The 23704-nt window shown below is 66.0% G+C and carries 14 protein-coding genes and 1 tRNA gene; 7 read left to right on the top strand and 8 right to left on the bottom strand.

Going from position 1 to position 23704, the window contains the following annotated elements; all coding sequences use genetic code 11:
- Nucleotides 1-6 precede the first annotated feature (6 nt).
- From KF791_04010 to KF791_04000, 3 genes are read left to right on the top strand one after another with little or no spacing between them, the layout of a single operon-like run.
- On the top strand, nucleotides 7-3186 hold the full coding sequence (locus KF791_04010; GenBank protein MBX3731741.1) for an efflux RND transporter permease subunit: 3180 nt from the start codon (nucleotides 7-9) through the stop codon (nucleotides 3184-3186).
- Between the two features lie 7 nt (nucleotides 3187-3193).
- The gene (locus KF791_04005) at nucleotides 3194-3940 is read left to right on the top strand and encodes a lipoate--protein ligase family protein (protein ID MBX3731740.1); all 747 of its coding nucleotides are present in this window, start codon (nucleotides 3194-3196) and stop codon (nucleotides 3938-3940) included.
- On the top strand, nucleotides 3927-4238 hold the full coding sequence (locus KF791_04000; GenBank protein ID MBX3731739.1) for a hypothetical protein: 312 nt from the start codon (nucleotides 3927-3929) through the stop codon (nucleotides 4236-4238). Before KF791_04005 ends, KF791_04000 begins: the two co-directional genes overlap by 14 nt.
- A 152-nt stretch (nucleotides 4239-4390) precedes the next feature.
- Here the strand turns inward: KF791_04000 and KF791_03995 are convergent, their stop codons facing one another.
- The 8 genes from KF791_03995 to rplA form a co-directional block, all read right to left on the bottom strand.
- Nucleotides 4391-6712, bottom strand: coding sequence for a serine/threonine protein kinase (locus KF791_03995; GenBank protein ID MBX3731738.1), 2322 nt, complete (start codon nucleotides 6710-6712; stop codon nucleotides 4391-4393).
- Nucleotides 6713-6775: 63 nt separating this feature from the next.
- Nucleotides 6776-7330 (bottom strand): RNA polymerase subunit sigma, encoded by a 555-nt coding sequence (locus KF791_03990; GenBank protein MBX3731737.1) that lies wholly within the window; start codon nucleotides 7328-7330, stop codon nucleotides 6776-6778.
- A gap of 344 nt (nucleotides 7331-7674) precedes the next feature.
- Nucleotides 7675-7767, bottom strand: a tRNA-Ser gene (locus tag KF791_03985).
- 134 nt (nucleotides 7768-7901) lie between these two features.
- Nucleotides 7902-12044, bottom strand: a complete 4143-nt coding sequence (gene rpoC, locus KF791_03980; protein MBX3731736.1) for a DNA-directed RNA polymerase subunit beta' — start codon at nucleotides 12042-12044, stop codon at nucleotides 7902-7904.
- 37 nt (nucleotides 12045-12081) lie between these two features.
- A complete protein-coding gene (gene rpoB / locus KF791_03975) occupies nucleotides 12082-16002 on the bottom strand; it encodes a DNA-directed RNA polymerase subunit beta (GenBank protein MBX3731735.1) in 3921 nt (1306 codons plus the stop codon).
- Between the two features lie 232 nt (nucleotides 16003-16234).
- Nucleotides 16235-16627, bottom strand: coding sequence for a 50S ribosomal protein L7/L12 (gene rplL, locus KF791_03970; protein ID MBX3731734.1), 393 nt, complete (start codon nucleotides 16625-16627; stop codon nucleotides 16235-16237).
- A 151-nt stretch (nucleotides 16628-16778) separates the two neighbouring features.
- Nucleotides 16779-17300 (bottom strand): 50S ribosomal protein L10, encoded by a 522-nt coding sequence (gene rplJ, locus KF791_03965; GenBank protein MBX3731733.1) that lies wholly within the window; start codon nucleotides 17298-17300, stop codon nucleotides 16779-16781.
- Between the two features lie 15 nt (nucleotides 17301-17315).
- Nucleotides 17316-18011, bottom strand: a complete 696-nt coding sequence (gene rplA, locus KF791_03960; protein ID MBX3731732.1) for a 50S ribosomal protein L1 — start codon at nucleotides 18009-18011, stop codon at nucleotides 17316-17318.
- 226 nt (nucleotides 18012-18237) lie between these two features.
- Between rplA and KF791_03955 the strand changes: the two genes are divergently transcribed.
- From KF791_03955 to KF791_03940, 4 genes are all read left to right on the top strand, one after another.
- On the top strand, nucleotides 18238-18717 hold the full coding sequence (locus KF791_03955) for a hypothetical protein (GenBank protein MBX3731731.1): 480 nt from the start codon (nucleotides 18238-18240) through the stop codon (nucleotides 18715-18717).
- 150 nt (nucleotides 18718-18867) lie between these two features.
- On the top strand, nucleotides 18868-21021 hold the full coding sequence (locus KF791_03950) for a hypothetical protein (GenBank protein ID MBX3731730.1): 2154 nt from the start codon (nucleotides 18868-18870) through the stop codon (nucleotides 21019-21021).
- A 23-nt stretch (nucleotides 21022-21044) separates the two neighbouring features.
- Nucleotides 21045-21995: an ABC transporter ATP-binding protein gene (locus tag KF791_03945; GenBank protein ID MBX3731729.1), complete on the top strand. Its 951-nt coding sequence runs from the start codon at nucleotides 21045-21047 to the stop codon at nucleotides 21993-21995.
- Between the two features lie 21 nt (nucleotides 21996-22016).
- Nucleotides 22017-23693 carry a hypothetical protein gene (locus tag KF791_03940; GenBank protein MBX3731728.1) on the top strand — a complete coding sequence of 559 codons (1677 nt, stop codon included), beginning with the start codon at nucleotides 22017-22019 and terminating at the stop codon, nucleotides 23691-23693.
- Nucleotides 23694-23704: the final 11 nt, after the last annotated feature.

The raw sequence follows: 23704 nt of genomic DNA, 5'->3' as shown, positions 1-23704 counted from the left end.
GCGTCCATGCAGAAACTGGCTGAAGTCTGCATCCGGAGGCCGGTCTTTGCGCTGATGCTGATCCTTGCGCTCGTGGTCGTGGGCGCGGCTGGCTATGTGCGCCTGGGGGTGGACCGCCTTCCATCGGTGGACCTGCCCACGGTGCGGGTGAGCACCGCCCTGCCGGGCGCCTCGCCCGCCGAGGTCGAAGCCCAGGTGTCGCGACCGATCGAGGAGGTCGTCAACACGGTGGCCGGCATCTCGGAGCTGCGCTCCATCTCGGGCCCCGGCATGTCGCTGGTGCTCGTGACCTTCGAGCTCGACCGCGACATTGACACCGCGACCCAGGACGTCCGGGACCGCGTCGCCACGGTTCTCCGTCGCCTGCCGCGCGAGGCGCTTCCCCCCGTCATCTCCAAGTTCGACAACGACCAGTCGCCGGTCCTGACCCTGTCGCTTTCCGGCCCCCGTCCGCTCCGGGAACTCACCGAACTGGCCGACAAGGTGGTCAAGGTCCAGATCGAGCGCGCGTCCGGGGTCGGAGGGGTGCAGGTGGAGGGCGGCGCCGAGCGCGCCATGAACCTTTGGCTCGACGCCAGCCGCCTCGCCGCCTACGGGCTGCCGGTCACCGCGGTCCGTGACGCCCTCAACCGTCAGAATGTGGACATCCCGGGCGGCAACGTCACGGGCGCCATCCGCGAGTCCTCGCTGCGGACTCCGGGCCGGATGACGAGCGCGGCGGAATTTGACGACCTGGTGATCGCCTACCGGAATGGCGACCCGATCCGCCTGCGGGACGTGGGCCGCGCCGAGGATGGCGCCAAGGAACAGCGCTCGGTAACCCGCCTCAACGGGGAACCGGCAGTCATCCTGGAGGTGCGCCGCCAGTCCGGGGCCAACACCGTGGCGGTCATTGACGCCGTGAAGTCCCGGCTGCCGGCACTCGCCGCGCAACTCCCGCCTGACGTCCGGTTCGAGGTGATCCGCGACCAGTCGCGCTACATCCACCAGGCCCTGCACGAGATCAACGTGCACCTCGTGCTGGGCTCGGTCCTCGCCTGCCTGGTGGTGCTGCTGTTCATGCGCGACTGGCGGTCCACGCTGATCGCCTCCGTGGCCATTCCCGCCTCGGTCATCGCCACCTTCGGCATGATGTGGGCCCTGCAGTTCACGTTGAACAGCGTCACCATGCTCGCCCTCGTCCTGATGGTCGGCATCGTGATTGATGATGCCATCGTGGTCCTTGAGAACATCCACCGGTTCGTCGAGGAGAAGGGGCATTCCCCGTTCGAGGCCGCCCGCCTCGCAACCGCGGAGATCGGACTGGCGGTCATGGCGACGACGCTGAGCCTGGTGGTGATCTTTGTGCCGGTCTCCTTCATGTCGAGCCTGTCGGGACGCTTCCTGTTCCAGTTCGGCATCACGGCGGCGGTGGCGGTGCTGGTCAGCCTGCTGGTGTCCTTCACCCTCACGCCGATGATGAGCGCGCGGCTGCTCCGACGCCGCCCCGGTGCCACGCCCACGCCGGAGTCCGGCCGGCCGCGATTCTACGCCGCCATGGAGCGAAGCTACCTGGCGCTGCTGGACCGCTGCCTGCGCCACCGGGGCTGGCTGCTCGCCACCGCGGCCCTCGTGGTCGCCTCCTCCGTGCCCCTCTACGCCCTCGTACGCCAGGAGTACGTGCCCACCGACATTGACGAGGGCGAGTTCGAGGTCAGCGTCACGGCCCCCGAGGGGACCAGCATGGCCTCCATGAACGCCGCCCTGCGCGAGATCGAGGACGAGGTCGCCCGCACGCCCGGTGTGGCCACGGTCCTTGCCACCGCGGGCGGAGGCTTTCTGGGCAGTGTGAACACCGGGCGCCTCTTCGTCCGGCTCGTGCCCTTCGAGGAGCGCCGGTTCACGGGGTCGCGATTGCTCGCGGAAACCCTGCGGCTGCGTCCCCAGCAGTCCTGGCAGGGCAACCGCACCCAGCGGGAGGTCATGCAGGACGTCCGGGAACGGCTCAGGCGGTTCGGCCTTCGCATCGGCGTGAACAACGTGCAGTCCTTCAATTTCGGCGGATCCCGGTGGGACATTGACTTCGCCTTCCTCGGTCCCGACCTGGAGCAGCTGGCGGCCTATGCCGACGGCCTGCGCGCGCGGGCACCGGAACTGGGACTCCAGGATGCGGACACAACCCTCCGGCTCGACAAGCCGGAGCTGCAGGTGGTGATTGATCGGGACCGTGCGGCCGCGTTGAACGTCTCCACGGCCAACATTGCCGATGCCCTGCGGCTGATGGTCGGAGGCGACGACCAGGTCTCCCGCTTCCGGGACCCCGGGATGAACGAGGACTACGATGTGACGCTGCGCCTCACCGAGGGGGACCGCCTGGATGGCGACGTCATCGCCGGGCTGTTCGTCCCCGACCAGAACGGGCAACTGGTGCGCCTCGACAACCTGGTCCATCTCCTGCCCACCCAGGCCGCCTCCCGCATCGACCGGCTGGACCGCCAGCGTCAGGTGAGCCTGCGCTCCAGCATCGCGCCGGGATATGCCCTCGCGGACCGTCTGGTGGTGCTGCGCCGGGAGACCGAGGCGCTCCGCATGCCCCCCGGCTACACCACCCGGGTCGCGGGGCGCGGCCGCGAACTGGAGCGGACCTTCAGGGAGTTCCTTTGGGCCTTCGCGCTTTCGGTGGTGTTCATGTACATGATCCTGGCCGCGCAGTACGAGAGCCTGGTCCACCCGTTCACGATCCTCCTGTCGCTGCCGCTTTCGGTGCCCTTCGCCCTGTTCTCCCTCTGGGCGACGAATCACACGCTCAATCTCTATTCCGCGCTCGGGCTGCTCGTGCTGTTCGGCGTGGTGAAGAAGAACGCCATTCTCCAGATTGACCACGCGAACCAGTTGCGGCGGAAGGGACTTGACCGCCATGCGGCGCTGCTGGAGGCCAACCGTGACCGGCTGCGTCCGATCCTGATGACCACCCTGGCCCTGGTCGCCGGCATGCTGCCCCTGGCGCTGGGGACCGGGCCCGGCTCGGACGAACGCCGCTCCATCGCCATCGTGGTCATCGGCGGGCAGTCGCTCGCGCTGCTGCTCACGCTGCTGGTGACGCCGGTGATGTATTCGGTGCTGGATGATCTCGGCCAGCGGTTCCGGCGCGCTCCCGAGGCGCCCCCGGCCACGACCGCCCTGCCGGCCGGAATTCCGACGCACTGACCCGGCGATGCCCCCCCTGACCGTGCGGTACGTCGAACTGCCCTCCCCCGGCCCTCCCGGCTGCCTTGCCTGGGAAGAGGCGCTGCTGGAAGCGGTCAACGACGGCGCGGAGGAGGTCCTGTGGTTCTGGGAGTCCCCCGTGCCCTTCGTCGTGGTGGGCTACGGACAACGCCGCGCCGTGGAGTCACGGCTGGACGCCTGCGCCGCGCTGGGCATCCCGGTGCTGCGCCGGTGCTCCGGCGGCGGCACGGTGCTCCAGGGCCCCGGTTGCCTGAACTACGGCCTCGCCCTGCGCCTCGATCCGGGAGGCGAACTCGACACCATTACCGGCACAAACCGGGCCGTTCTCTCCCGCGTTGCCCGGGCGTTGGGCCCGCTGATCGGGGTTCCGGTATCCATGGAGGGACACACCGACCTCACCCGGACCGGACCCGACGGATCGCCGCGAAAGTTCTCGGGCAACGCCCAGCGGCGCTGTCGCAACGCACTCATGGTGCACGGCACCCTGTTGATCGCCCTCGATCTGGATCTCCTCGATCAGGTGCTCCCGGCACCCTCCTGGGAACCCACCTACCGCGCCGGCCGCACCCACAGGGATTTCCTCATCAACACGGGCCTTGATCGGGAGGCCGTCCGCGCGGCCCTGAAGGCTGAATGGGGCGTCGGGCAACCGCTGGACCCCCTGCCCTGGGACCGGCAGCGACAGGCGATGGCGGACCGGTTCGGCCACGAGGAGTGGCATGGGCGACGGTGAACCGGCGATCCGGACCGCCGGGCTCGAGATCCCGCAACTGCCGGCAACGGGCAGCTGCCAGATACCCGGGCTTTTCGTTTGCCGGCTGGCGCCAGCCCGCGTGCGCGTCGAAGAAGCAGGTGGCCTCGATGCCGGAGGTTGGCAACCTTCGCGCGATGCTGTTGCTTCGGCAAGCGAGGGTGAGCGCGGGGATGTTCCCGTAGGAACGGACCTCGCCGCTGGCGTCGGCGATGGCCACCGCAATGGTTTGGGCGTGGACATCCAGCCCGACATGTTTGAGCTTCTGTTCTGTGGGTGACGGGTTCATTGGGCTCTTCTCGTTGACTGGCTGGCGGAGTGATCCGTCCGGCCACAACTCTTGTGGCTCTGGAGGCCGCCAACGCGGCTTCTAACCCACGTTCGCCTGGCCCGTCACCCACGCTCAACTCGTCCGTTGTTGAGCCATAGGGTCTACCAATCCTTGGTAGGGGCATGGTCCTGCACGGCGCGGTCCAGCGCGTCGAACCCCTCGCCACCGCCGTGCGCCTTCCACTGATTGCGGGTCGTGAGGAGGTGTTGACGGGTGGATGCGATGAGTTCCCGATGCTCGGGCGATGTGGCGGACAGCACGCCCAAGAGCGCTTCGGCCGCCTCGGGATACCGCCCCAGGGAGGTCAGCACCCGGCCGGCGTGCTCGGACCGCAGCTCCAGGGAGAATCGGTGATCGCGTCCGCTCAGACGCTGCCGGGTCGCGATCAGTTCGCGGAACTCCCGGTCGGCATCCTCGAGGCGTCCGGATCTCGCCCAGGTCTCGGCGATCAGCCCGCGGCTCCACAGGACGCCGCTGCTTTCCGGTCCCGACTCGGCGAGGGAGATGCGCAGGCCTTCGTCAAACTGCTCCAATGCCCGACGGGCGTCCCCCTGCTCCAGGTACTGTCGGCCCAGACGATTGATGAGGCCGACCAGCATGGAATTGGTGAGGCCCGCCCTGCGAAATCGCCGCACGATGTCCTCCAAGGCGGCGACGCTCTCCGTGGTCCCCAGCCCGGGAACCTGCGCCATCACAAGCCAGGCCTCCGCCTCCAGGACCGACGGAGTGTGGGCGGCCGGACTACGGGTGCGGATCTCCAGAGCCTGGCGGAAGACCTCAGCCGCCTCGGGATAGCGGGCCTGGAAGTTCCGCAGGTTCCCGAGGGCCAACAGGGTCTCCACCAGCCGCTCGTCCGGAGGGGACACATGGGTCTGCCGGAGCTGCAGGGCGCGGACCAGAAGCGGCTCCGCGGCCTCGAGATCGCCCAGTCCGAAATAGGCCCTGCCGTAGATCAGACGTACCGCGGCCTCCGCCAGCGGATGCCGCGAGGTCCGTGCGGGAATCTCCGCTTCGGACCGCCGGACGGCGTCCTCCAGCGACACGGCCCGATTGGTGTGCTCCCAGGGCGTGAGCTGCTTGAAGACTGCCTTCCAGAAGAATTCAGACACCTGCTGTGCGGTTGCGGCCTGCAGGCGCGCCTCCGCTTCGGCGCGCCGGGCGCGGACCGTCAAGATCAGGCTGATCACGGCGACCATCACCAGCAGCAGCGCCGCGCCGCCCACCGCCGCCACCAGGGTGCGATGGCGCCGGTAGAACATGCGGACCTGATAGCCGACCGTCGGCGGCGCCGCCGAGACCGGCTGGTGGTCCAGGTAGCGCTGGAGATCCGCGGCGAGGCCGTTGGCGGTGGCGTAGCGGCGATCGCGATCCTTCGACAGCGCCTTCATGACGATCAGGTCCAAGTCGCCCCGGATCCCCCGGGACCGGACCCGGTCCGCCCGCCGGTCTGGAGACGCGGAGGGGGAATCCCGGCGGGACAGGCGCGTGCTGGGACGCGGCGGATCCATCTCCAAGAGGGTCCGGCGCAGGGTGTCGAGCCCTGACCGCAGCAGTTCCCGGGTGTCGAACGGCGGCGTCCCGGTCAGCAGCTCGTACAGCAGCACCCCCAGGCTGTAGATGTCGCTGCGCGTGTCCACATCCAGTCCGCTGAGCGCCAACTGCTCCGGGCTCATGTACGCCGGAGTCCCCATCAACTGGTGGAACAGGGTGAACACCGTCTGATCGGTGAGCGGCTGTTCGATGGCCTTGGCGATGCCGAAATCAATGACCTTGGGCACCGGGCGGTCGCCGTGAAGGGAGACCAGGATGTTGGAGGGCTTGAGGTCGCGGTGGATGACCCCCTTCTGATGCGCATGCTGCACGGCGGCGCACACCTCGATCGCGAGCCGCAGCCGCGCGGCGACATCGAGTCCCTGCTCCGTGCAGAATCGGGTGATCGGAACCCCGCGGACCAGTTCCATCACGAAGTACGGACGGCCCGCCTCGGTGGCGCCGGCGTCGAGCACCTTGGCGATGTTGGGATGCTCCATCAGGGCCAGGGCCTGACGTTCAGCCTCAAAACGTCCGATCACCTGCCGGGAATCCATGCCCGGCTTGATCACCTTCACCGCCACCCGGCGCCGGATGGGTTCGGACTGTTCGGCCATGTACACCACGCCAAACCCGCCCTCGCCGATCTGTTCGAGCAGTCGGTACCGATGGAGCACCATGCCCGGCGCAAGCGGGGGATGGGCGGGGGGCCGCCGCGGTGTCCCGGGCAGGAAGTCATCGTCCCGCTCCCCGGCCTCGATCACGGCCCGCACCCGACGCCACAGCGCCTCATCCCCGGCGCAGGCCTCGCGGAGGTACGCCTCCCGGGCGTCGCGACCGGATTCCTCCAGGGCGCGGTCCACTATCTCCTTTTCTCGATGGGGGTCGGCCATGGTCACCGGAAGCTCTCTTCACCCAGCGCGACGTTTTGGGACGCCCTGGGCCAGGAAACGGGGTCACGCGAGACGGCGGAGCTCTTCATGCAGCCAGCCACGGGCATAGGTCCACACCCGCTTCGCGGTGCGCTCGGACAGTCCCATCAGGGCCGCTGCCTCCGCATTGGACAACCCCGTGAAGAAGCGGAGCCGGATCAGTTCAGCGCCTGCCGGGTCGTGTCCTGCAAGACGGTCCAGCGCCTCCCCCACGAGTTCCACCGTGTCCCCGTCGGCCTCGGTGGCGAGATCCAGATCCTCGAGCGACGTGCGGCGCAAGCCGCGCCCATGGCGCACCCGGCCCGCGCGCCGGGCGCGCTCAATCAGGATCCGCCGCATGGCCTCCGCCGCCGCGGCAAAGAACTGCCGCCGACTGGCCCAGGGATGATTCTCTCCGGCCAGCCGGATCCAGGCCTCATGCACCAGCGCGGTCGGTTGGAGGGTGTGCCCGGGTGCCTCCTGAGCCATGCGGGCCGCCGCGAGCCGGCGCAGCTCCGGATAGACCAGCGGCAGCAGGTCCGCAGCCTCTGCACCGCGGACGGCAGGCGTCGGGATGCTGGGTGGAGAATCTCCGGCCATGAATAGGTTCCATTGAGCCAGTTTGGGAACCAGTTTCCAGCCTTCTTCGTCTGGCCTCTCCGCGCGGCATGCCATGTGCAGATCCGGCCCCGCTACAGCCATTCTCAGCGTCCCTGTCAGGTTTACGACCAGTTCCCAGCCCTGCGTTGCCGGCAGGTGTCTCAGTGGAACATCATGTAATGGCAGTACTACGCGCCGGCTTAGCCCCTTTCAGCAAACGTCCGCCGACCCCATTTTGGGCACAAAGGAGGCCGACGGCACCCCATTATTTGCGACAGAAGGGTGGGCTCGAATGCCGCGAACTGACGGCAAAAATCAAACGCCATCAAAAACCCCAACAAAAATGGCGGAGAGGGAGGGATTCGAACCCTCGTTACGGCTTTTGACCGTAAACCGGTTTAGCAAACCAGCGCCTTCAGCCACTCGGCCACCTCTCCGTGACCCGGGAGCAAACACGGAGAGCGGGATCGGGTCAAGAGGGGCAGTGCCTCGCAACCGGACTCCCGGGCCTTCAACGGCACAAAAAAAGCGGGCGGCCCGATCGGGCCGCCCGCGAGCTTCGTGAAGGGAGTTACAGGGACAACGGCGATGTGCCCGGCTCGTCCTGCTCCGGAACCAGCGGCGTCGAATCCGCGACCACCTCCACCAGCGGGCGGATCTTCATCGCGCGGTGGCCGCCAAACCCGGTGCCCGACGGGATGATGTGGCCCATAATCACGTTTTCCTTGAAGCCGCGCAGAGGATCCGACTTGCCCATCGTGGCTGCCTCGGTCAGCACGCGGGTGGTGTCCTGGAAAGACGCCGCACTCAGGAACGACTCGGTCTCGAGGGAAGCCTTGGTGATGCCCAAGAGCACCGGCGCCCCTTCCGCAGGCTTGCCCCCGAGCTTCTCGACCCGCGCGTTCTCATCCTCGAAGGCCACCTTGTCAATCTGCTCGCCCCACAAAAAGATGGTGTCTCCCGGTTCCGTGATCCGCACTTTGCGCAGCATCTGACGGATGATGATTTCGACGTGCTTGTCGTTGATCGTGACGCCCTGGAGGCGGTAGACCTCCTGCACCTCGTTCACCAGGTGCTCCTGCAGTTCATGGGGCCCGCACACATCCAGGATCTCATGGGGCACCACGGGCCCGTCGGTGAGCTGCTGGCCCTTCTTCACGAAGTCCCCCTTGTACACGATGACGTGCTTGCTCATCGGCACCAGGTGTTCCTCTTCGGTGGCCGTCTGCGGATCCTTGACGAGGATGCAACGCTTCCCGCGGACCGAAGGCCCGAAGTCCACGACGCCGTCAATCCGGGCAATCTCGGCGGCATCCTTCGGACGCCGCGCCTCGAACAATTCCGCCACGCGGGGCAGGCCCCCGGTGATGTCCTTGGTCTTCGACGCCTTCCGCGGCGTCTTCGCCAGCAGGGAGCCGGCACCGATCTCGTCGCCTTCGCCGACCACGAGGTGCGCACCGGCCGGAATGGGATACTGCGCCCAGGGCTCACCCCGCTCGTCCTCGATGACGACCTGCGGGTGCAGGTCCTCCTTGTGTTCGATGATCACCAGGTCCTCCTGGCCGGTGGTCTCATCCACCTCCTGCTTCATCGTGACGCCCTCGATGATGTCCGAAAACCGCACCCGGCCCTGCTTTTCGGAGATGATCGGCACGTTGTAGGCATCCCATTCCACAAAGATGGTGCCCTTCTTCACCTGGCCCCCATCGGGCACGGTGATCACGGAGCCCACCACGATGGAGTGGGACTCGAGTTCCTTGCCATCCGGCGAGACAATGGTGAGGGAGCCGTTCTTGTTGAGGACGATGTTGCTGCCGTCGTCCAAGGCCACCACCCGGAGCTCCTGGTACCGGACCAGGCCGTCATGCTTGGCCTTGATCTGGGGCTGCTTGTAGGTCTGCGCCGCGGCACCACCGATGTGGAACGTTCGCATCGTGAGCTGGGTTCCGGGCTCGCCGATGGACTGCGCGGCAATGATCCCGACCGCCTCGCCCGGCTCCACGAGCCGTCCGGTGCCCAGGTTGCGTCCATAGCAGCGGGCGCACACGCCGATCTTCGTCTCGCAGGTCAGCACCGAACGGATCCGCACCTTTTCGATGCCGGCCCGCTCAATGGCCTTGGCCTTGTGCTCGTCAAACTCCTCACCGGCACCGATCAGCTTCACATGCAGGTCGGACGGATCGTGGATGTCCACCGCCGAGTATCGGCCAAAGATGCGCTCGCTGATCTTCACGACCTCCTCCTCGCCCTCATAAATTGAGGAGACCTCGATGCCGTTGCCGGTGTGGCAGTCCAGCTCGCGAATCACGACATCCTGCGCCGCGTCCACCAGCTTGCGGGTCATGTATCCCGAATCGGCGGTCTTGAGCGCGGTGTCGGCAAGCCCCTTGCGGGCTCCGTGGGTGGAGATGAAGTACTCGAGCACCGTCAATCCCTCCCGGAAGTTGGAAAGAATGGGCTTCTCGATGATCGAGCCGTCGGGCTTGGCCATCAGGCCCCGGAGTCCCGCCAACTGCCGGACCTGCGCCTTGTTGCCCCGTGCGCCCGAGTCCACCATGAGGAACACGGGATTGTACTCCCGCTTGTTCTGGTTGGCCTCGAGGGTCTTGAGCATGACGTTGGCGATCTGGTCCGTGCAGTGGGTCCAGATGTCAATCACCTTGTTGTAGCGCTCCTGGTTGGTGATCACGCCGCGCTTGTGCTGCTTCTCCACGTCGGAGATCTGCTTGTGCGCGTGGTCAATCTCCCGCGATTTCTCCGTCGGGATGATCATGTCATCAATTCCGATGGACACGCCGGCACGGGTCGCCTCGGCAAATCCGATCTCCTTGAGGCGGTCCAGCGTCACGACGGTCCGCTCGTGGCCACACACCTTGTAGCAGTTGAAGATCAGGTCCCCGAGCTTCGACTTGCCCACGGGGAAGTTCACAAAACCGAGTTCGTCAGGCCAGATCTCAGAGAAAATCACCCGCCCGACGGTGGTCTCGATGACGGACGCATCCGGGTTGCCGTAGGGGGTGATCCGGCCCCGATCCGGGTTGCTCAACCGGATCCGGTCGTGGGTCTTCACCGCACCATCCGCGTGGGCAAACATCACCTCGCTCCGGGATCCGAACAGCATCAGGCGGTCGGTGTCGCGGCGGGCGCGCCGCGGCTCCGCCGTCAGGTAGTAGCATCCCAGGGTGATGTCCTGGGTCGGCGTCATGATCGGCTTGCCGCTGGACGGGCTGAAGATGTTCAGCGGGGCCATCATGAGCAGCCGGGCCTCCATCTGCGCCTCGACCGACAGCGGGACATGCACGGCCATCTGATCGCCGTCAAAGTCGGCATTGTAGGCTGTGCAGACCAGCGGGTGGATGCGGATCGCCTCGCCCTCGATGAGTGTGGGCTCAAACGCCTGGATCGAGAGCCGGTGAAGGGTCGGCGCACGGTTCAGCATCACCGGGTGCCCACGGGTCACCTCCTCGAGGATGTCCCAGACCTCGGGCGACTGGCGCTCGATCATCTTCTTGGCGGACCGGACCGTATGCACATAGCCGCGGTCCTTGAGCTTGCGAATGATGAAGGGCTCAAAAAGCACCAGGGCCATCTTCTTGGGCAGGCCGCACTGGTGCAGCTTCAACTCCGGACCGATCACGATGACCGACCGGCCGGAATAATCCACCCGCTTGCCGAGGAGATTCTGACGGAAGCGGCCCGACTTGCCCTTGAGCATGTCGGAGAGCGACTTGAGTGCGCGGTTTCCGGCACCGGTCACCGCACGACCGTGGCGTCCGTTGTCAAACAGGGCATCCACCGCCTCCTGGAGCATGCGCTTCTCGTTGCGGATGATCACCTCGGGCGTCTTGAGCTGAAGGAGATTCTTCAACCGGTTGTTCCGGTTGATCACCCGGCGGTAGAGGTCGTTGAGATCCGAGGTCGCAAAGCGTCCGCCTTCGAGCGGGACCAGCGGCCGAAGGTCCGGCGGGATCACCGGCAGCACCGTCAGAATCATCCAGTCCGGCCGGCTCCTGGACTTGATGAAGCCCTGAAACAGCTTGATGCGCTTGGCAATCTTCTTCCGGTTCTGCTTGGACTTGGTCTCCAGCATCTGCTGCTGGAGGGATTCCACGGTCTTTTCGAGGTTGATCTTGGCCAGCGCGTCCCGGACCGCCTCCGCGCCCATCCGGGCGACGAACGCGTCGGGTCCAAACGTCGTCCGCGCCTCGCGGAATTCGTGCTCGCTGAGCAGCTGCAGGTCCTTGAGGGGCGTGTTGCCGGCGTCAATGACCATGTAGTCCTCATAGTAGATCACCCGCTCGAGGTTCCGGGCGGTCATGTCGAGCATGAGCCCGATGCGGGAGGGCATGCACTTGAAGAACCAGATGTGCGACACGGGCACGGCGAGTTCGATGTGCCCCATGCGCTCGCGCCGCACCCGGGCGAGGGTGACCTCGACGCCGCACCGGTCGCAGACCACGCCCCGGTGCTTGATGCGCTTGTACTTGCCGCAGGAACATTCCCAGTCCTTGACCGGACCGAAGATGCGCTCGCAGAACAGCCCGCCCTTCTCGGGTTTGAAGGTGCGGTAGTTGATCGTCTCGGGGTTCTTGACCTCGCCCTTGGACCACGAGCGGATCATTTCGGGCGACGCGACCTGGATCGCGACGTGATCCACCTGATTGACCTTGTCCAGCCCCATCAACTCGCGGGCGGTTTCCCTGGAAGACATCATATGATTTTGGTTCTCGGTGCGTGTCGGTTTCGGCGATTCAGCTGAGTGCGGCCAGGAGCGCGGCGGGGTTGGCGGGAGTCTCGGAGGGGTTGGTGTATCCCACACGGACGTCGAGCCCGAGCGACTGCATCTCCTTGACCAGCACATTGAAGGACTCGGGGATCCCGGCCTCCAGCGTGTTGTCCCCCTTGACAATGCTCTCGTAGATCCGCGTCCGTCCCTGGACGTCGTCGGACTTGACGGTGAGCAGTTCCTGCAGGGTGTAGGCGGCGCCGTAGGCCTCCATGGCCCAGACTTCCATCTCCCCGAACCGCTGGCCTCCATATTGCGCCTTGCCGCCCAGCGGTTGCTGGGTGACGAGGGAATAGGGTCCGACGGCCCGTGCATGGATCTTGTCGGCAACCAGATGGCCCAGCTTCAACATGTAGATGTAGCCCACGACGACCTCCTGGTCGAAGGGTTCGCCGGTACGGCCGTCGTAGAGGGTGGCCTTCCCGTTTTCACCGACCAGCGGGGTGAGGCCCTGCTTCTTTTGCTCGTCCACCACCTCCTTGAGGAAGTCGCGGACCTGCTTTTCGCGGATGCCGTCGAAGACCGGTGTGGCAATCTTGATGCCGAGGACCTTGCAGGCCCAGCCCAGATGAGTCTCCAGCAGCTGGCCGACATTCATCCGGGAGGGCACGCCCAGGGGATTGAGCACGATGTCCACCGGGGTGCCGTCGGCCAGGAACGGCATATCCTGCTCCGGCACAATTGCCGCCACGACGCCCTTGTTGCCATGGCGGCCGGCCATCTTGTCTCCGACCGACAACTTGCGTTTCGAGGCCACGTAGACCTTGACCTGCTTGACCACCCCGCCGTCGGTCTCGTCACCGGACTCCATTCGCTCCATTTCCTCGGCATGCTGGGACTCGAGGTCGTCGAATTTCTTCCGGAAAACCCCGATGATCTCATTGATCTTGTTGCGGATCGGCGACGGATCAATCTCGATCCGGTCATAGACGGTCGCCAGCTTCTTGAGGAGGGTCTTGGTGATCTTGCGGTTGGCCGGGATGATGATCTCGCCGGTCTGGCTGTTGACGACGTCCAGCGGAATTTTCTCCCCCAGGAGGATGTTGGAGAGCGCCTCGGTGAGCTGTTCGAGGAGTTCCTCCTTCTTGGACTTGAAGCTGTCGTCGGCCTCCTTCTGCGCCTTGCGCGGGGAATCCTTTTCCTCCTTTCGGGAGGCGGCGGCCCCCTTCGCGCCGTCGGCCTTTGCGGAGACCTTGATGTCCATGACAATCCCATATGTGCCGGAGGGCACCCGAAGCGACGTGTCCTTCACGTCGGCGGCCTTCTCGCCAAAGATCGCCCGCAGCAATCGCTCCTCCGGCGCAAGCTCCGTCTCCGATTTTGGCGTGATCTTGCCCACCAGGATGTCGCCCGGCTTTACTTCGGCGCCGACGCGGATCACCCCGTCGAGCCCGAGGTTTCGGAGGGCCTCCTCGCCGACATTCGGAATGTCGCGCGTAATCTCCTCGGGACCCAGCTTGGTGTCCCGAGCCACCACCTCAAACTCGTCAATGTGGATCGAGGTGAACACATCGTCCTTGGCAATCCGTTCGGACAACAGGATGGCATCCTCGAAGTTGTACCCGTTCCAGGGCATGAACGCCACGAGGGCGTTGCGTCCCAGGGCAAGTTCGCCGCCCTGGGTGCAGGGCCCGTCGGCGAGCACCTGGCCTTTGCGAACGGCGTCGCCCTTGGCGACGAGGGTCTTCTGGTTGATGCAGGTGGCGGCATTGGAGCGCATGAACTTGCGCACCTGGTACACCCACACACCGGCGCCGGGGTCATGACGGATCCGCTTCTTCCCCTCGGGCAGCCGGCCATCCCGGGTGATGATGATCTGGTTGCCGGTCAATGCCGCGACCTTTCCGGCCTCCTCGGCGACAATCACCGCCCGCGAATCGCGGGCCACCCGCTCCTCAAGCCCGGTCGCCACGAAGGGCGCCTCGGTGAGCAGCAGCGGCACTCCCTGCCGCTGCATGTTCGAGCCCATGAGCGCCCGGTTCGCGTCGTCGTGTTCGAGGAACGGGATCAATCCCGCCGCAACCGACACGAGCTGCTTGGGCGAGACGTCCATGTAGTCCACCTTTTCGGGGTCCACGTCCACGAAGTCGCCCTTGTTCCGGCACGTCACCTTTTCGGTCAGAAACCGGCCCTTCTCGTCAATGGCGGCATTGGCTTGGGCGATCGTGAATCCCTCCTCCCGGTCGCCGGTGAGGTACTCGATCTGCTCGCTGACCCGGCCCTGAACCACCTTTCGATACGGGGTCTCGATGAATCCATAGTCGTTGACACGGGCGAACGTGGCCAGTGACGCGATCAGGCCGATGTTCGGCCCCTCGGGCGTCTCAATTGGGCAGATGCGCCCATAATGCGATGGATGAACGTCGCGAACCTCGAAGCCCGCGCGATCGCGGCTCAGGCCCCCGGGTCCAAGTGCCGACAGGCGGCGCTTGTGTGTCAGTTCGGCCAGCGGATTGATCTGGTCCATGAACTGGCTGAGTTGGCTGCGCCCGAAGAAATCCCGGACCACCGCCGACAACGCCTTTGGATTGATCAGCTTCTGCGGCGTCATGGTGTCAAGGGTCTGATCAAAGAGGGTCATGCGCTCCTTGACCAGCCGCTCGGTGCGGGCGAGTCCGACGCGACACTGGTTGGCCAGGAGCTCGCCCACGGTCCGGATCCGCCGGCTGCCCAGATGATCAATGTCGTCCAGGCTCCCCTCGCCCTTCTTGAGCTTGAGCAGGTATTTGGTGGCCTCGAGGAGATCGCGTCCGGTGAGAATCCGGGATTCACTCTCCGCGAAGTTGAGCTTCTGGTTGATCTTGTACCGGCCCACGCGCCCCAGATCGTAGCGCTTGGGATCGAAGAACAGGCGCTTGATCAGCGCCTTGGCGTTTGCGGCGGTCGGCGGATCCCCGGGTCGGAGGCGGCGATAAATGTCCTTGAGCGCCTCGTCGGCGTTCTTGGTGGGATCCTTCTTGAGACACTTGATGACAATCCCCTCATCCACTGAGGTGTCCACAACCCGGATGCGCGTCAGACCCAGCTCACCGATCTGTTTGACCACGGCCTTGGACAGCGGCTCGAACGCGCGCGCGACCACGATGCCCTTGTCGTTGTCCACCGCGTCCTCGATCAGCACCTTGTTCTGGATGTCCTCCAGCTTTTCGGCCTCCTTGAGCGACAGGTCCTCAATCGAGTAAAAGAGGTCGAGGATCTCGCCATCACGACCGACTTCCTCGGGAATGATCTTGGAGTCCGGCTTCGGGTGCAGACGGGCCTCGGAAATCGCGTACAGGGCACGGAAAAACGTGGTCGTCAGAAACTTCCGGCGCCGCTTCTTGCGGTCGAGGTAGACATACAGCAGGTCGCTGGTGTCAAACTGGGCCTCGTACCAGGACCCGCGGTCGGGAATGATGCGAAAGCTGTGCAGGAGCTTGCCGTTGGGATGCTGGGTGGTCTCAAACGCCAGGCCCGGAGAGCGGTGGAGCTGGCTGACAATCACCCGCTCCGCCCCGTTGATCACGAAGGTGCCCTGCGGGGTCATGAGCGGGATCTCGCCCATGAAAACCTTCTCCTCCTTGGTCCCCTTCTCATCCTTGAGCAGGAAGGTCACATACAAGGGAGCGCCGAAGGTCAACCCCTCGCGCAAGCAGTCGAGCCAGTCCACCTTCGGCTCCTGGATCTCATAGCTATGGAAATCCAGAACCGTCTTGCCATCGTAGCTTTCAATGGGGAAGACCTCGGTGAAGACCGCCTGCAGGCCGGTGTTCTTCCGTTTCGACTGGGGGACGTCGGCCTGAAGGAACTCCCGGTAGGAGTCCAGCTGGATTTCGATCAGGTTGGGGGGGGCGATGACCTCCTTGATCTTTCCGAAGTTGATGCGCTCCGTGGCTTTCTGTGGCATGGCGACCTTGATTTCAATGGGACCGGGGGACCGGCCTTAAGTTTCGTCGAAAGACAATACGACGAACCCGGATGACTTCCCGTTCGGGAAATCACCCGGACTCGTCTTACCGCCGGTTCTGATTCTGCAACGTACCCAGACGCTAACCTACGATGGGAAACCGGCAACGCAGGCGGCCGGCTCCCGTTGGGGATCGGGTGGCGGAACACAGTTCCGCCACCCGTGAAAGGGGCTACTTGAGCTCCACCTTGGCACCGGCCTCCTCGAGCTTCTTCTTGGCAGCCTCGGCCTCGGCCTTGGGAGCCGCCTCCAGGACGACCTTGGGCGCGCCCTCGACGAGCGCCTTGGCCTCGGCGAGGCCGAGGCCTGCCTTGACCTCGCGGACCGCCTTGATGGCGGCGATCTTCTTGTCCGCCGGCACCGAGGCCAGCACGACGTCGAACGTGTCCTTGGCCGCTTCGGCTGCCGGGGCCGCCGCGCCGCCGCCGCCGGCCGCCACCGCGGCCACCGCCACGGGTGCCGCCGCGGTCACGCCCCACTTGGTTTCGAGGGCCTTCACCAGGTCTGCCGCCTCCAGGACGGTCAGCTTGCTCAGTTCCTCAACGATTTGATTGATGTCTGCCATGATATGCTTAGTTGATGCGTCGTTTCGTTTCGTCGGCGGGAAGGCCTTCCCGGATTAGTCCGCGGCCTGCGGACAGACGAGGTGCTCTGTTGGTTTTCCGAGGGGGACCGCAAAGAGGTGGTCCGGACCCCTGAAAGTTGAAGAAAAGGGTTCAGGCACCCGGCGTTCCCTGTTCGGCCCGGGCCTTGATGACCCGGGCGAGCTGCGTGCCGGGCGTGCTGATCAGCGCGGCAAGTTTCTGGGCCGGTGCCTGCAGGACCCCGAGCAGCCTGGACTGCAGCTCGGGCAGTGGCGGCAGGTCGGCGATGGCCATCAGGTCGGCGGCGCTGAAACGCTGGCTGCCGAGATACCCAAACTGCACCTTCGGCTTGTCGAACTCGGCGTGGAAATTCTTGGTCACCTTGGCCGCGGCGGCGAGATCCTTGGATCCCGTCACCACCGCCAGCTGGCCCGCCAGGGTGCCCGAAAGATCGGCCAGCCCCGCTTCTTTGGCGGCGATGCGAAACAGGGTGTTCTTGACGACGTGCACCTCGGCCCCGGTCCGGGCGAGGCGCTTCCGGAGTTCCGTAAACCGGGCAACGCTCAAACCCCGGTAATCCAGCACCAGGAAGAATGGGGAGCCACTCAGCCGGGAAACGTATTCGGCAGCGATGAACTTCTTTTCGACGCGCATGGAGAAAAACAGGGGTTAGTGGGTTCCAAACTCCTTCAGGTCCAGGCGGACCGGAGGGCTCATGGTCAGGGACAGGGTGCAGGACCGCACGAACACCCCCTTGGCTCCGGACGGGCGTGCCCGGATCACCGCCTCGATCACGCCGCGTGCATTGTCCACGATCTGTTCAGGGGTGAATGTCGCCTTGCCCACCGGCACATGCACATTGCCCGCCTTGTCAATCTTGAACTCGACGCGTCCCGCCTTCACCTCCCGAACGGCCCTCGCCACGTCGTCGGTCACCGTTCCGGTCTTCGGATTTGGCATGAGCCCCCGGGGCCCGAGCACCTTGCCAAGCTTGCGGACTTCGGACATGGCCTCCGTGGTCGCGATGGCGACGTCGAAATCCGCCCAACCTTCCTGGCACTTTTTGATGTAGTCGTCGAAACCGATGTGCTCCGCACCCGCCGCGCGCGCGGCCTCCTCCTCGGCACCGGGCTTGGTGAAGACCAGCACCCGGACCTGCTTGCCGGATCCATGCGGCAGCGGGCAGGTCCCCCGAACCATCTGGTCGGACTGCTTGGGATCCACCCCCAAGCGGAAGGCGAGATCCACGGTCTCGCTGAATTTTGCCCGCGGAAATTTGGCCAGCACCTCGACGGCCTGCGTCAACGGATAGTTCTTGCTGGCATCGACAAGACCCAGCGCCTTTTGGTAGCGTTTGCTCGACATGAAGTGGTGCGGTGCGAACGGGCAAGGCCCTCCCGCTATGGATTCCCCGCTGGAAGGACAGGAACCGGCCGCTCCAGCGAAAGAGCGCGGAGTGTCGCGGGGCGCGACGTCCGGTGTCAAAGCCAATTTCCAAGATTGTTGCTCCGAAGTCTTGGAACAGCGACGATGCCGCAACTCTCCTGGCGCGATCACATCTGCCGGGACGGGGTGTTCTGCCCCTCCATCCATGAGCGCACCTCCATTCCCATTCCTGTTCCTCGCCAGAAGCCTCCGCCTCCTGGTCGTTGCGGGCATTCTCGTCGCAGTCTCAGGCTGCTCGCGGTCCGGTCCCGAGGAGTCTGCGGCCTCGCCCTCCCGACTCGATCTGGCCCGCCTCGAGCAGGTGTTTGCCTCCGCCTCGGACATCGTCCGCGCGGAGGCGGACCGGGTGGTGTTGGCGCTGCGCAACCAGGAGTACCCCGCCGCGCTCGCCCGCCTGAAAGCGCTTGGCGCGGAACCCGGACTGAGCGCCGAGCAGAAGGAAGCGATTCGCCAATTGATGGCCGAACTTCAAACCAAGGCCGGCGAGTTCCTTCAGGACGCCGCGGAATCCGCCGCCAGGGCCGTGGATCAGGCCCGCACGGTCACCGGCAAGGCGGCAGACCACGTCTCCGAGGCGGCGGGTGCGGCCGCAAAAAAGGCTGCGGAAGCGCTGTTGAAGCCGTGAGGATTTCCGCCACCGGGCGCCACATCTGAGCCGGGCGGCCACTGTCCGGAGCGTGAGGTCGCGGCAGCCGTTCCGCCGCCCCGGCGGAATTCGCGTTTGCCCCCGGCGGCATCCGGCGCCTAAAACTCCTCCGGTCCAATTCCTGCACGCATGCCCCGATCCAACGCCACGTGGTTGCTCCTCCTGGTCGTGGCGTTCGGAGCCGGCCGGTTCCCGGCAGGCGCCAAGATCCAGTTCGATGTCTTCCCGGGGTTTGACTCCGTGGCCCGCGCCGGGGCGTGGTACCCGGTGGGGATCGAAATCTTCAACGACGGCCCCGGCTTTGACGGTGTGGTGGAGCTGGATGCCGGCCAGGGAACGCTGCGCATCCCGATCGAACTCCCAAGCAATACGCGCAAGCGGTTCACCGTGCCGCTGTTCAATGTCTCGCGAAATTTCCTGGCGGTGGACGGGCGGCTGCTGGACGACCGCGGCAAGGTTCGCGACGAGCAACTGGCGCGCCGGGTCACGGTGCAGGGGTGGGAGGTGCCGCTGATGGGGGCACTGCCCGGAAGTTTCACCGGGGCGCCCGCATTCCCGGAGCTTTCGCAATCCCAGCCGGCATGGCAGCCCCGCGTCGCCCGCCTGCAACCGGAGCTGTTTCCCGATTCACCCATCGCGCTTTCGGGGCTGAACTCCCTCTATCTGAACACCGCGCGGGCGCTGGAGCTGAAGGAGCCCCAGGTGCAGGCGCTGGTCTCCTGGGTCGAGGGCGGCGGGCAGTTGATCGTGGCCGTGGACCAACCCACCGATGTCACCGCGACCCCCTGGCTCCAATCGCTTTTGCCCGCGAGTCCGTCCGGCCTTGCGGAAGCCCCCATCGGGCGTGCCCTTGATGATTGGGTTCGCGCCGGCAATTGGAGACCCGAGTTTGCCGCCCGGGTTCCCGACACCACCAGGTCGGGTGCAACGCCGTCCGCACAGCGGTTCCTCCGTCGAAGCCCTGAGGGGGTGGATCCCTTCGTCGCGCTCGTGTCGGATGGCACCATGGCATCGGCCGCGGTGCCGGTGCTCGGCCTGCGGCCCCGCGGCGGGCGCACCGCACTGTCCTCCGACGGCCGCGCCCTGATCGTCGAGGGCCGCCGTGGACTTGGGCAGGTGGTGGTGCTGGCGTTCAATCCGGAGCGGGAACCCCTTCGATCCTGGAGCCTGCGGCCCTGGTTCTTCGCCCGGCTGGCCGACATTCCCGCCCCGTTGCTCGCTCCGGGCGACCGCAATCCATTCGGGAGCCGGGGACTTGACAGCGTCTTTGGCGCCATGGTGGAGACGCGTCAGGTCCGCAAGCTGCCGGTCGGTCTGCTGCTCCTGCTGCTGTTGGGGTACCTCGTGGTCATCGGCCCCTTCGATCAATGGTGGCTGCGCCGCATCAACCGCCCGATGCTGACCTGGATCACGTTTCCGCTCTACGTGGTGTTGTTCTCCGGACTCATCTATTTCATCGGATACAAGCTCCGGGCGGGGCAGACCGAGTGGAACGAATTGCAGGTGGTGGATGTCGTCCCGCGGGGCGATGGCGGCCGGTGCCTGTTGCGCGGGTGGAGCTTCGGCAGCCTGTATTCACCGGCCAATGAAACCTACGCGCTGGGCAGCTCGCTTCCCGTGGCCGCGGTGCGCGGAGAATTCCGCGGGCTCTGGGGGGCCGGGCCCGACGCCTCCCGGATCACGGTCACGGCACGACCCCAGGGATTTGACGCCGAAGTGTTCGTGCCGGTGTGGACGAGCACCATGGCGGTGGCGGACTGGGAGGAGGACGACGCTCCCGCCCCGATTCAGGCCCGAAACACGGACAACGGTCAGATTGAGATTCGCAATGACTCGGGCCGAACGCTGGGTCCGCTCTGGGTCGTGGGTCCGGAAGGGATGCAGATGGTGCCGGAACTTGCGGCAGGCGCCACCCGGGTGATGGATCCGCGCGAGGGGGGAGCGGACCGGCTGGATCACCTCATGGCGTCATGGAACGGTCGCTTCCAGGGGGCCCTCAGCCAGCGCGACGAAACCTTCGGAGGTGGCGAACGGGTCTCCATTGACGACTGGCCCGAGGCCGCCGTGGCCGCCTCCTTCCCCGCGGCCATGCAGTCCCCGGGTGGCTCCTACGTCTGGCCGGCCGGATTCGATCTCGCCCCCCTGTTGACCCAGGGCGACGTCGTCGTCATGGCATGGTACCCCGATGCGACGCTCACCCCGCCATTGAACCGATTCGAAAGCATCCGCTCCCGCAAAGGCACCCTCCTGCGGATCGCCGTTCCGGCAGAGGGCCGACCCTGAACCCGGCTTCCACAAGGTCCCGAATGAGCGAACCCTCTGAAATCCCCGCCGTCCGCACCGAGAACCTGTCGCGCGACTTCGGCGGCATGTCCGCGTTGAGCGAATTGAACTTGACCGTCAACCGGGGCGACCTGTTCGGCTTCATCGGATCCAACGGTGCCGGGAAGACCACCACCCTGCGAATTCTCGCCACCTTCCTCACCCCGTCACGCGGCCGTGCCGAGATCCTCGGACACGATGTCGTCCGGGACGCCGACCGCGTCCGCCACCTGATCGGCTACATGCCGGACTTCTTTGGCGTCTACAAGGACATGGAGGTCACGGAGTACCTCGATTTTTTTGGGGCGTGCTACAAGATCCCGGCGGCACGGCGCGAGACCACGGTGGCGGACGTCCTGGAGCTCGTGGGCCTGAGCGAGAAGCGGGGCTCGCTGATCGGCACCCTGAGCCGGGGCATGCAGCAGCGGCTCGGCCTGGCCCGGGTGCTCATCCATGACCCCGCCCTGCTGCTGCTCGACGAACCGGCCAGCGGGCTCGATCCCCGCGCGCGCATCGAGATGATGGCCGTGCTTCAGGAGCTGCAGCGCATGGGCAAGACGATCATCATCTCGTCCCACATCCTCTCCGAGCTGCAGTCGCTGTGCAACCGCTGCGCCATCATTGAGCGGGGCCGGCTCATCTACAGCGGCCCGATCAAGGGGGTCAAGGCCTCGGCCTCGGATTCCCGGGCCTTCTGGGTGCGGGTGGATGGCGCGTCGGCCCCTGCGAGGGACCTGTTGTTGCAACGCCCCGAAACCGCCGGGGTCGAGAGCGTGGATGGACGCCTGAAGGTGACCCTGGCGGATGCGGCCGATGATGGCGGCTACATCGCCGACACCCTGGTCCGAGGGGGAATCCGGCTGCTGGAGTTGCGCGAGGACGAACTCGGACTGGAGGAGGTCTTCCTGCGGGTCACCAAGGGAGAGACCCAGTAGGATGAGGAGGCCCGCGCCGGCATGAACCCGGTCGTCCAGCGGGAACTGCGGGAGCAGGCGCGCCAGCCGGCAATGTTTCGGATGCGGCTGGTGGCGGCCGCGGTGGTCCTGGCCGGGCTGGCCTGGGGATTCCTGGTGCCCTCCACGACCGCCATCACCGCGTTCGGGGCACGGGCGATGTCCGAGGGTTCGGCGCTGTTCCTCCAGATGCACCGTGCCCTGGTGCTGATCATCCTCGCGCTGGCGCCGGCGCTGACGGCGGATGCCATCGCCCGGGAACGCCGGGAGGCCACCCTGGGGCTGCTGGGGCTGACGCCGCTGCGTCCGCTGGACGTCGCCCTCGGGAAGAGCGCGGCAAACGCCCTGCGGGCGCTGACGCTGTGGCTCGCACCGCTCCCGATGATCACCGTGCCGCTCCTGGTCGGAGGTGTCGGTGGCCTGGAGGTGGGCTCGGTGATCGCCTTTCAGCTCGTGCTGCTCGGTGTGGGTCTCGCGGCCGGACTGACGGCCAGCACGTTGGCCATCCCATTCCGACGATGCCTCGCGCTTGCCTACCTCCTGGAGGCCGTGCTGATCGGGTTCACGCTGCTGTTGAGCCTGCTCATTACCATGCTGGCGTGGCTGGTCGGCGTGCCTTTTGACGGATGGAGCTCCTCCTCCGGAGCGGCCTGGCTGGCCAACGCACCCGCGGTGATCTTTGGAAGCCCGCTCGCGGCACCCTACACCGAGCAACTGCCCCAGGTCCTGGCCAGGCTGAGCATGGACCATCGCGCGGACGCCTTCCGGTACTGGGCTGCAGGGCTTGCGATCTTCCTGGTTGCCGGGGCCACCGTGATCGCCCTCGCGCTCCTCGTGGTGACGCGGCGGACCGCCCGCGCGTGGCACGAGGAGCCGCCGCGACCGGAATTAATCCGATTGCAACGAACGCTGCTCACGCCGGTCCTGTTCGGGGGATGGCTCCGGCGCCGCCAGCAGCGGCGTCTGGGGCGCAATCCGCTCCTGTGGCTCCAGCATCGCACGGTGGCGGCGGCTCTGACCCGGTGGGGCTGGCTGGCGGTGGTGCTCGGGATCTGGGTGATCAGCCTGGGCGACCTGCTGTTTGTCCTGGGGTCCACGGTGGCTCCCCTCGTGCTCCTCGGTGGCATGGTGTTCAGCGCCGCCGGAGGCTTTCGCGCCGAACGGGAAAACGGGACCCTGGAACTGCTGTTGGTCACGCCCCTGCGCACCGGGCAGCTGCTCCAGAGCCGCTGCCTCGCCCATCTGCGGGAATTCATTCCACCGGTGTTGGTGCAACTCTTCCTGACGGAATTTGCCCGCGGCAGTTTCCGGCGCATGGGTGTGGAATGGACCGGCTGGAACTGGTGGCTGATCTCGTCGTTGCTCGCGCTGCCGTGGATTGGACTTTGGCGCGGACTTCGGGCGCAAAGCTTCCTCTCGGGAGTGGTGAGCACCGCCGTCTGGGCGCTGATGGTCCCGTTGCTGGCCACCCTTGCGATCCAGGCCTATCTCAATCCCCTGTTCTTTGAGACCCCCATGCGGGCCGGCGCGGCGGGGATGCGTTTCTTCCTCGCGACCCGGCTGGACTGGGGCGTCATACCCGCAGGCATTCAGGGGGTCGTCGCAGCGGTCGCGTCCTTCCGCGTCTGGCGTGAATTGTCCTCCCGACAGTTTGCCCTCGCCCCGGCGCAGCCCGGCTGACTCCCATCCCA

Source organism: Verrucomicrobiia bacterium (assembly GCA_019634635.1).
Classification (GTDB): domain Bacteria; phylum Verrucomicrobiota; class Verrucomicrobiia; order Limisphaerales; family UBA9464; genus UBA9464.
Note: the sequence above shows the minus strand (reverse complement) of the source record. Positions and strands in the feature narration are given on the sequence as shown.

Coding starts and splice junctions, on each gene's coding strand:
- KF791_03955 (MBX3731731.1), top strand. CDS start 18,238: ATGAGCGCACCTCCATTCCCATTCCTGTTCCTCGCCAGAAGCCTCCGC.
- KF791_03990 (MBX3731737.1), bottom strand. CDS start 7,330: ATGGCCGGAGATTCTCCACCCAGCATCCCGACGCCTGCCGTCCGCGGT.
- KF791_04005 (MBX3731740.1), top strand. CDS start 3,194: ATGCCCCCCCTGACCGTGCGGTACGTCGAACTGCCCTCCCCCGGCCCT.
- KF791_04010 (MBX3731741.1), top strand. CDS start 7: ATGCAGAAACTGGCTGAAGTCTGCATCCGGAGGCCGGTCTTTGCGCTG.
- rplL (MBX3731734.1), bottom strand. CDS start 16,627: ATGGCAGACATCAATCAAATCGTTGAGGAACTGAGCAAGCTGACCGTC.
- KF791_03940 (MBX3731728.1), top strand. CDS start 22,017: ATGAACCCGGTCGTCCAGCGGGAACTGCGGGAGCAGGCGCGCCAGCCG.
- KF791_04000 (MBX3731739.1), top strand. CDS start 3,927: ATGGGCGACGGTGAACCGGCGATCCGGACCGCCGGGCTCGAGATCCCG.
- KF791_03945 (MBX3731729.1), top strand. CDS start 21,045: ATGAGCGAACCCTCTGAAATCCCCGCCGTCCGCACCGAGAACCTGTCG.
- rplA (MBX3731732.1), bottom strand. CDS start 18,011: ATGTCGAGCAAACGCTACCAAAAGGCGCTGGGTCTTGTCGATGCCAGC.
- KF791_03995 (MBX3731738.1), bottom strand. CDS start 6,712: ATGGCCGACCCCCATCGAGAAAAGGAGATAGTGGACCGCGCCCTGGAG.
- KF791_03950 (MBX3731730.1), top strand. CDS start 18,868: ATGCCCCGATCCAACGCCACGTGGTTGCTCCTCCTGGTCGTGGCGTTC.
- rpoC (MBX3731736.1), bottom strand. CDS start 12,044: ATGATGTCTTCCAGGGAAACCGCCCGCGAGTTGATGGGGCTGGACAAG.
- rplJ (MBX3731733.1), bottom strand. CDS start 17,300: ATGCGCGTCGAAAAGAAGTTCATCGCTGCCGAATACGTTTCCCGGCTG.
- rpoB (MBX3731735.1), bottom strand. CDS start 16,002: ATGCCACAGAAAGCCACGGAGCGCATCAACTTCGGAAAGATCAAGGAG.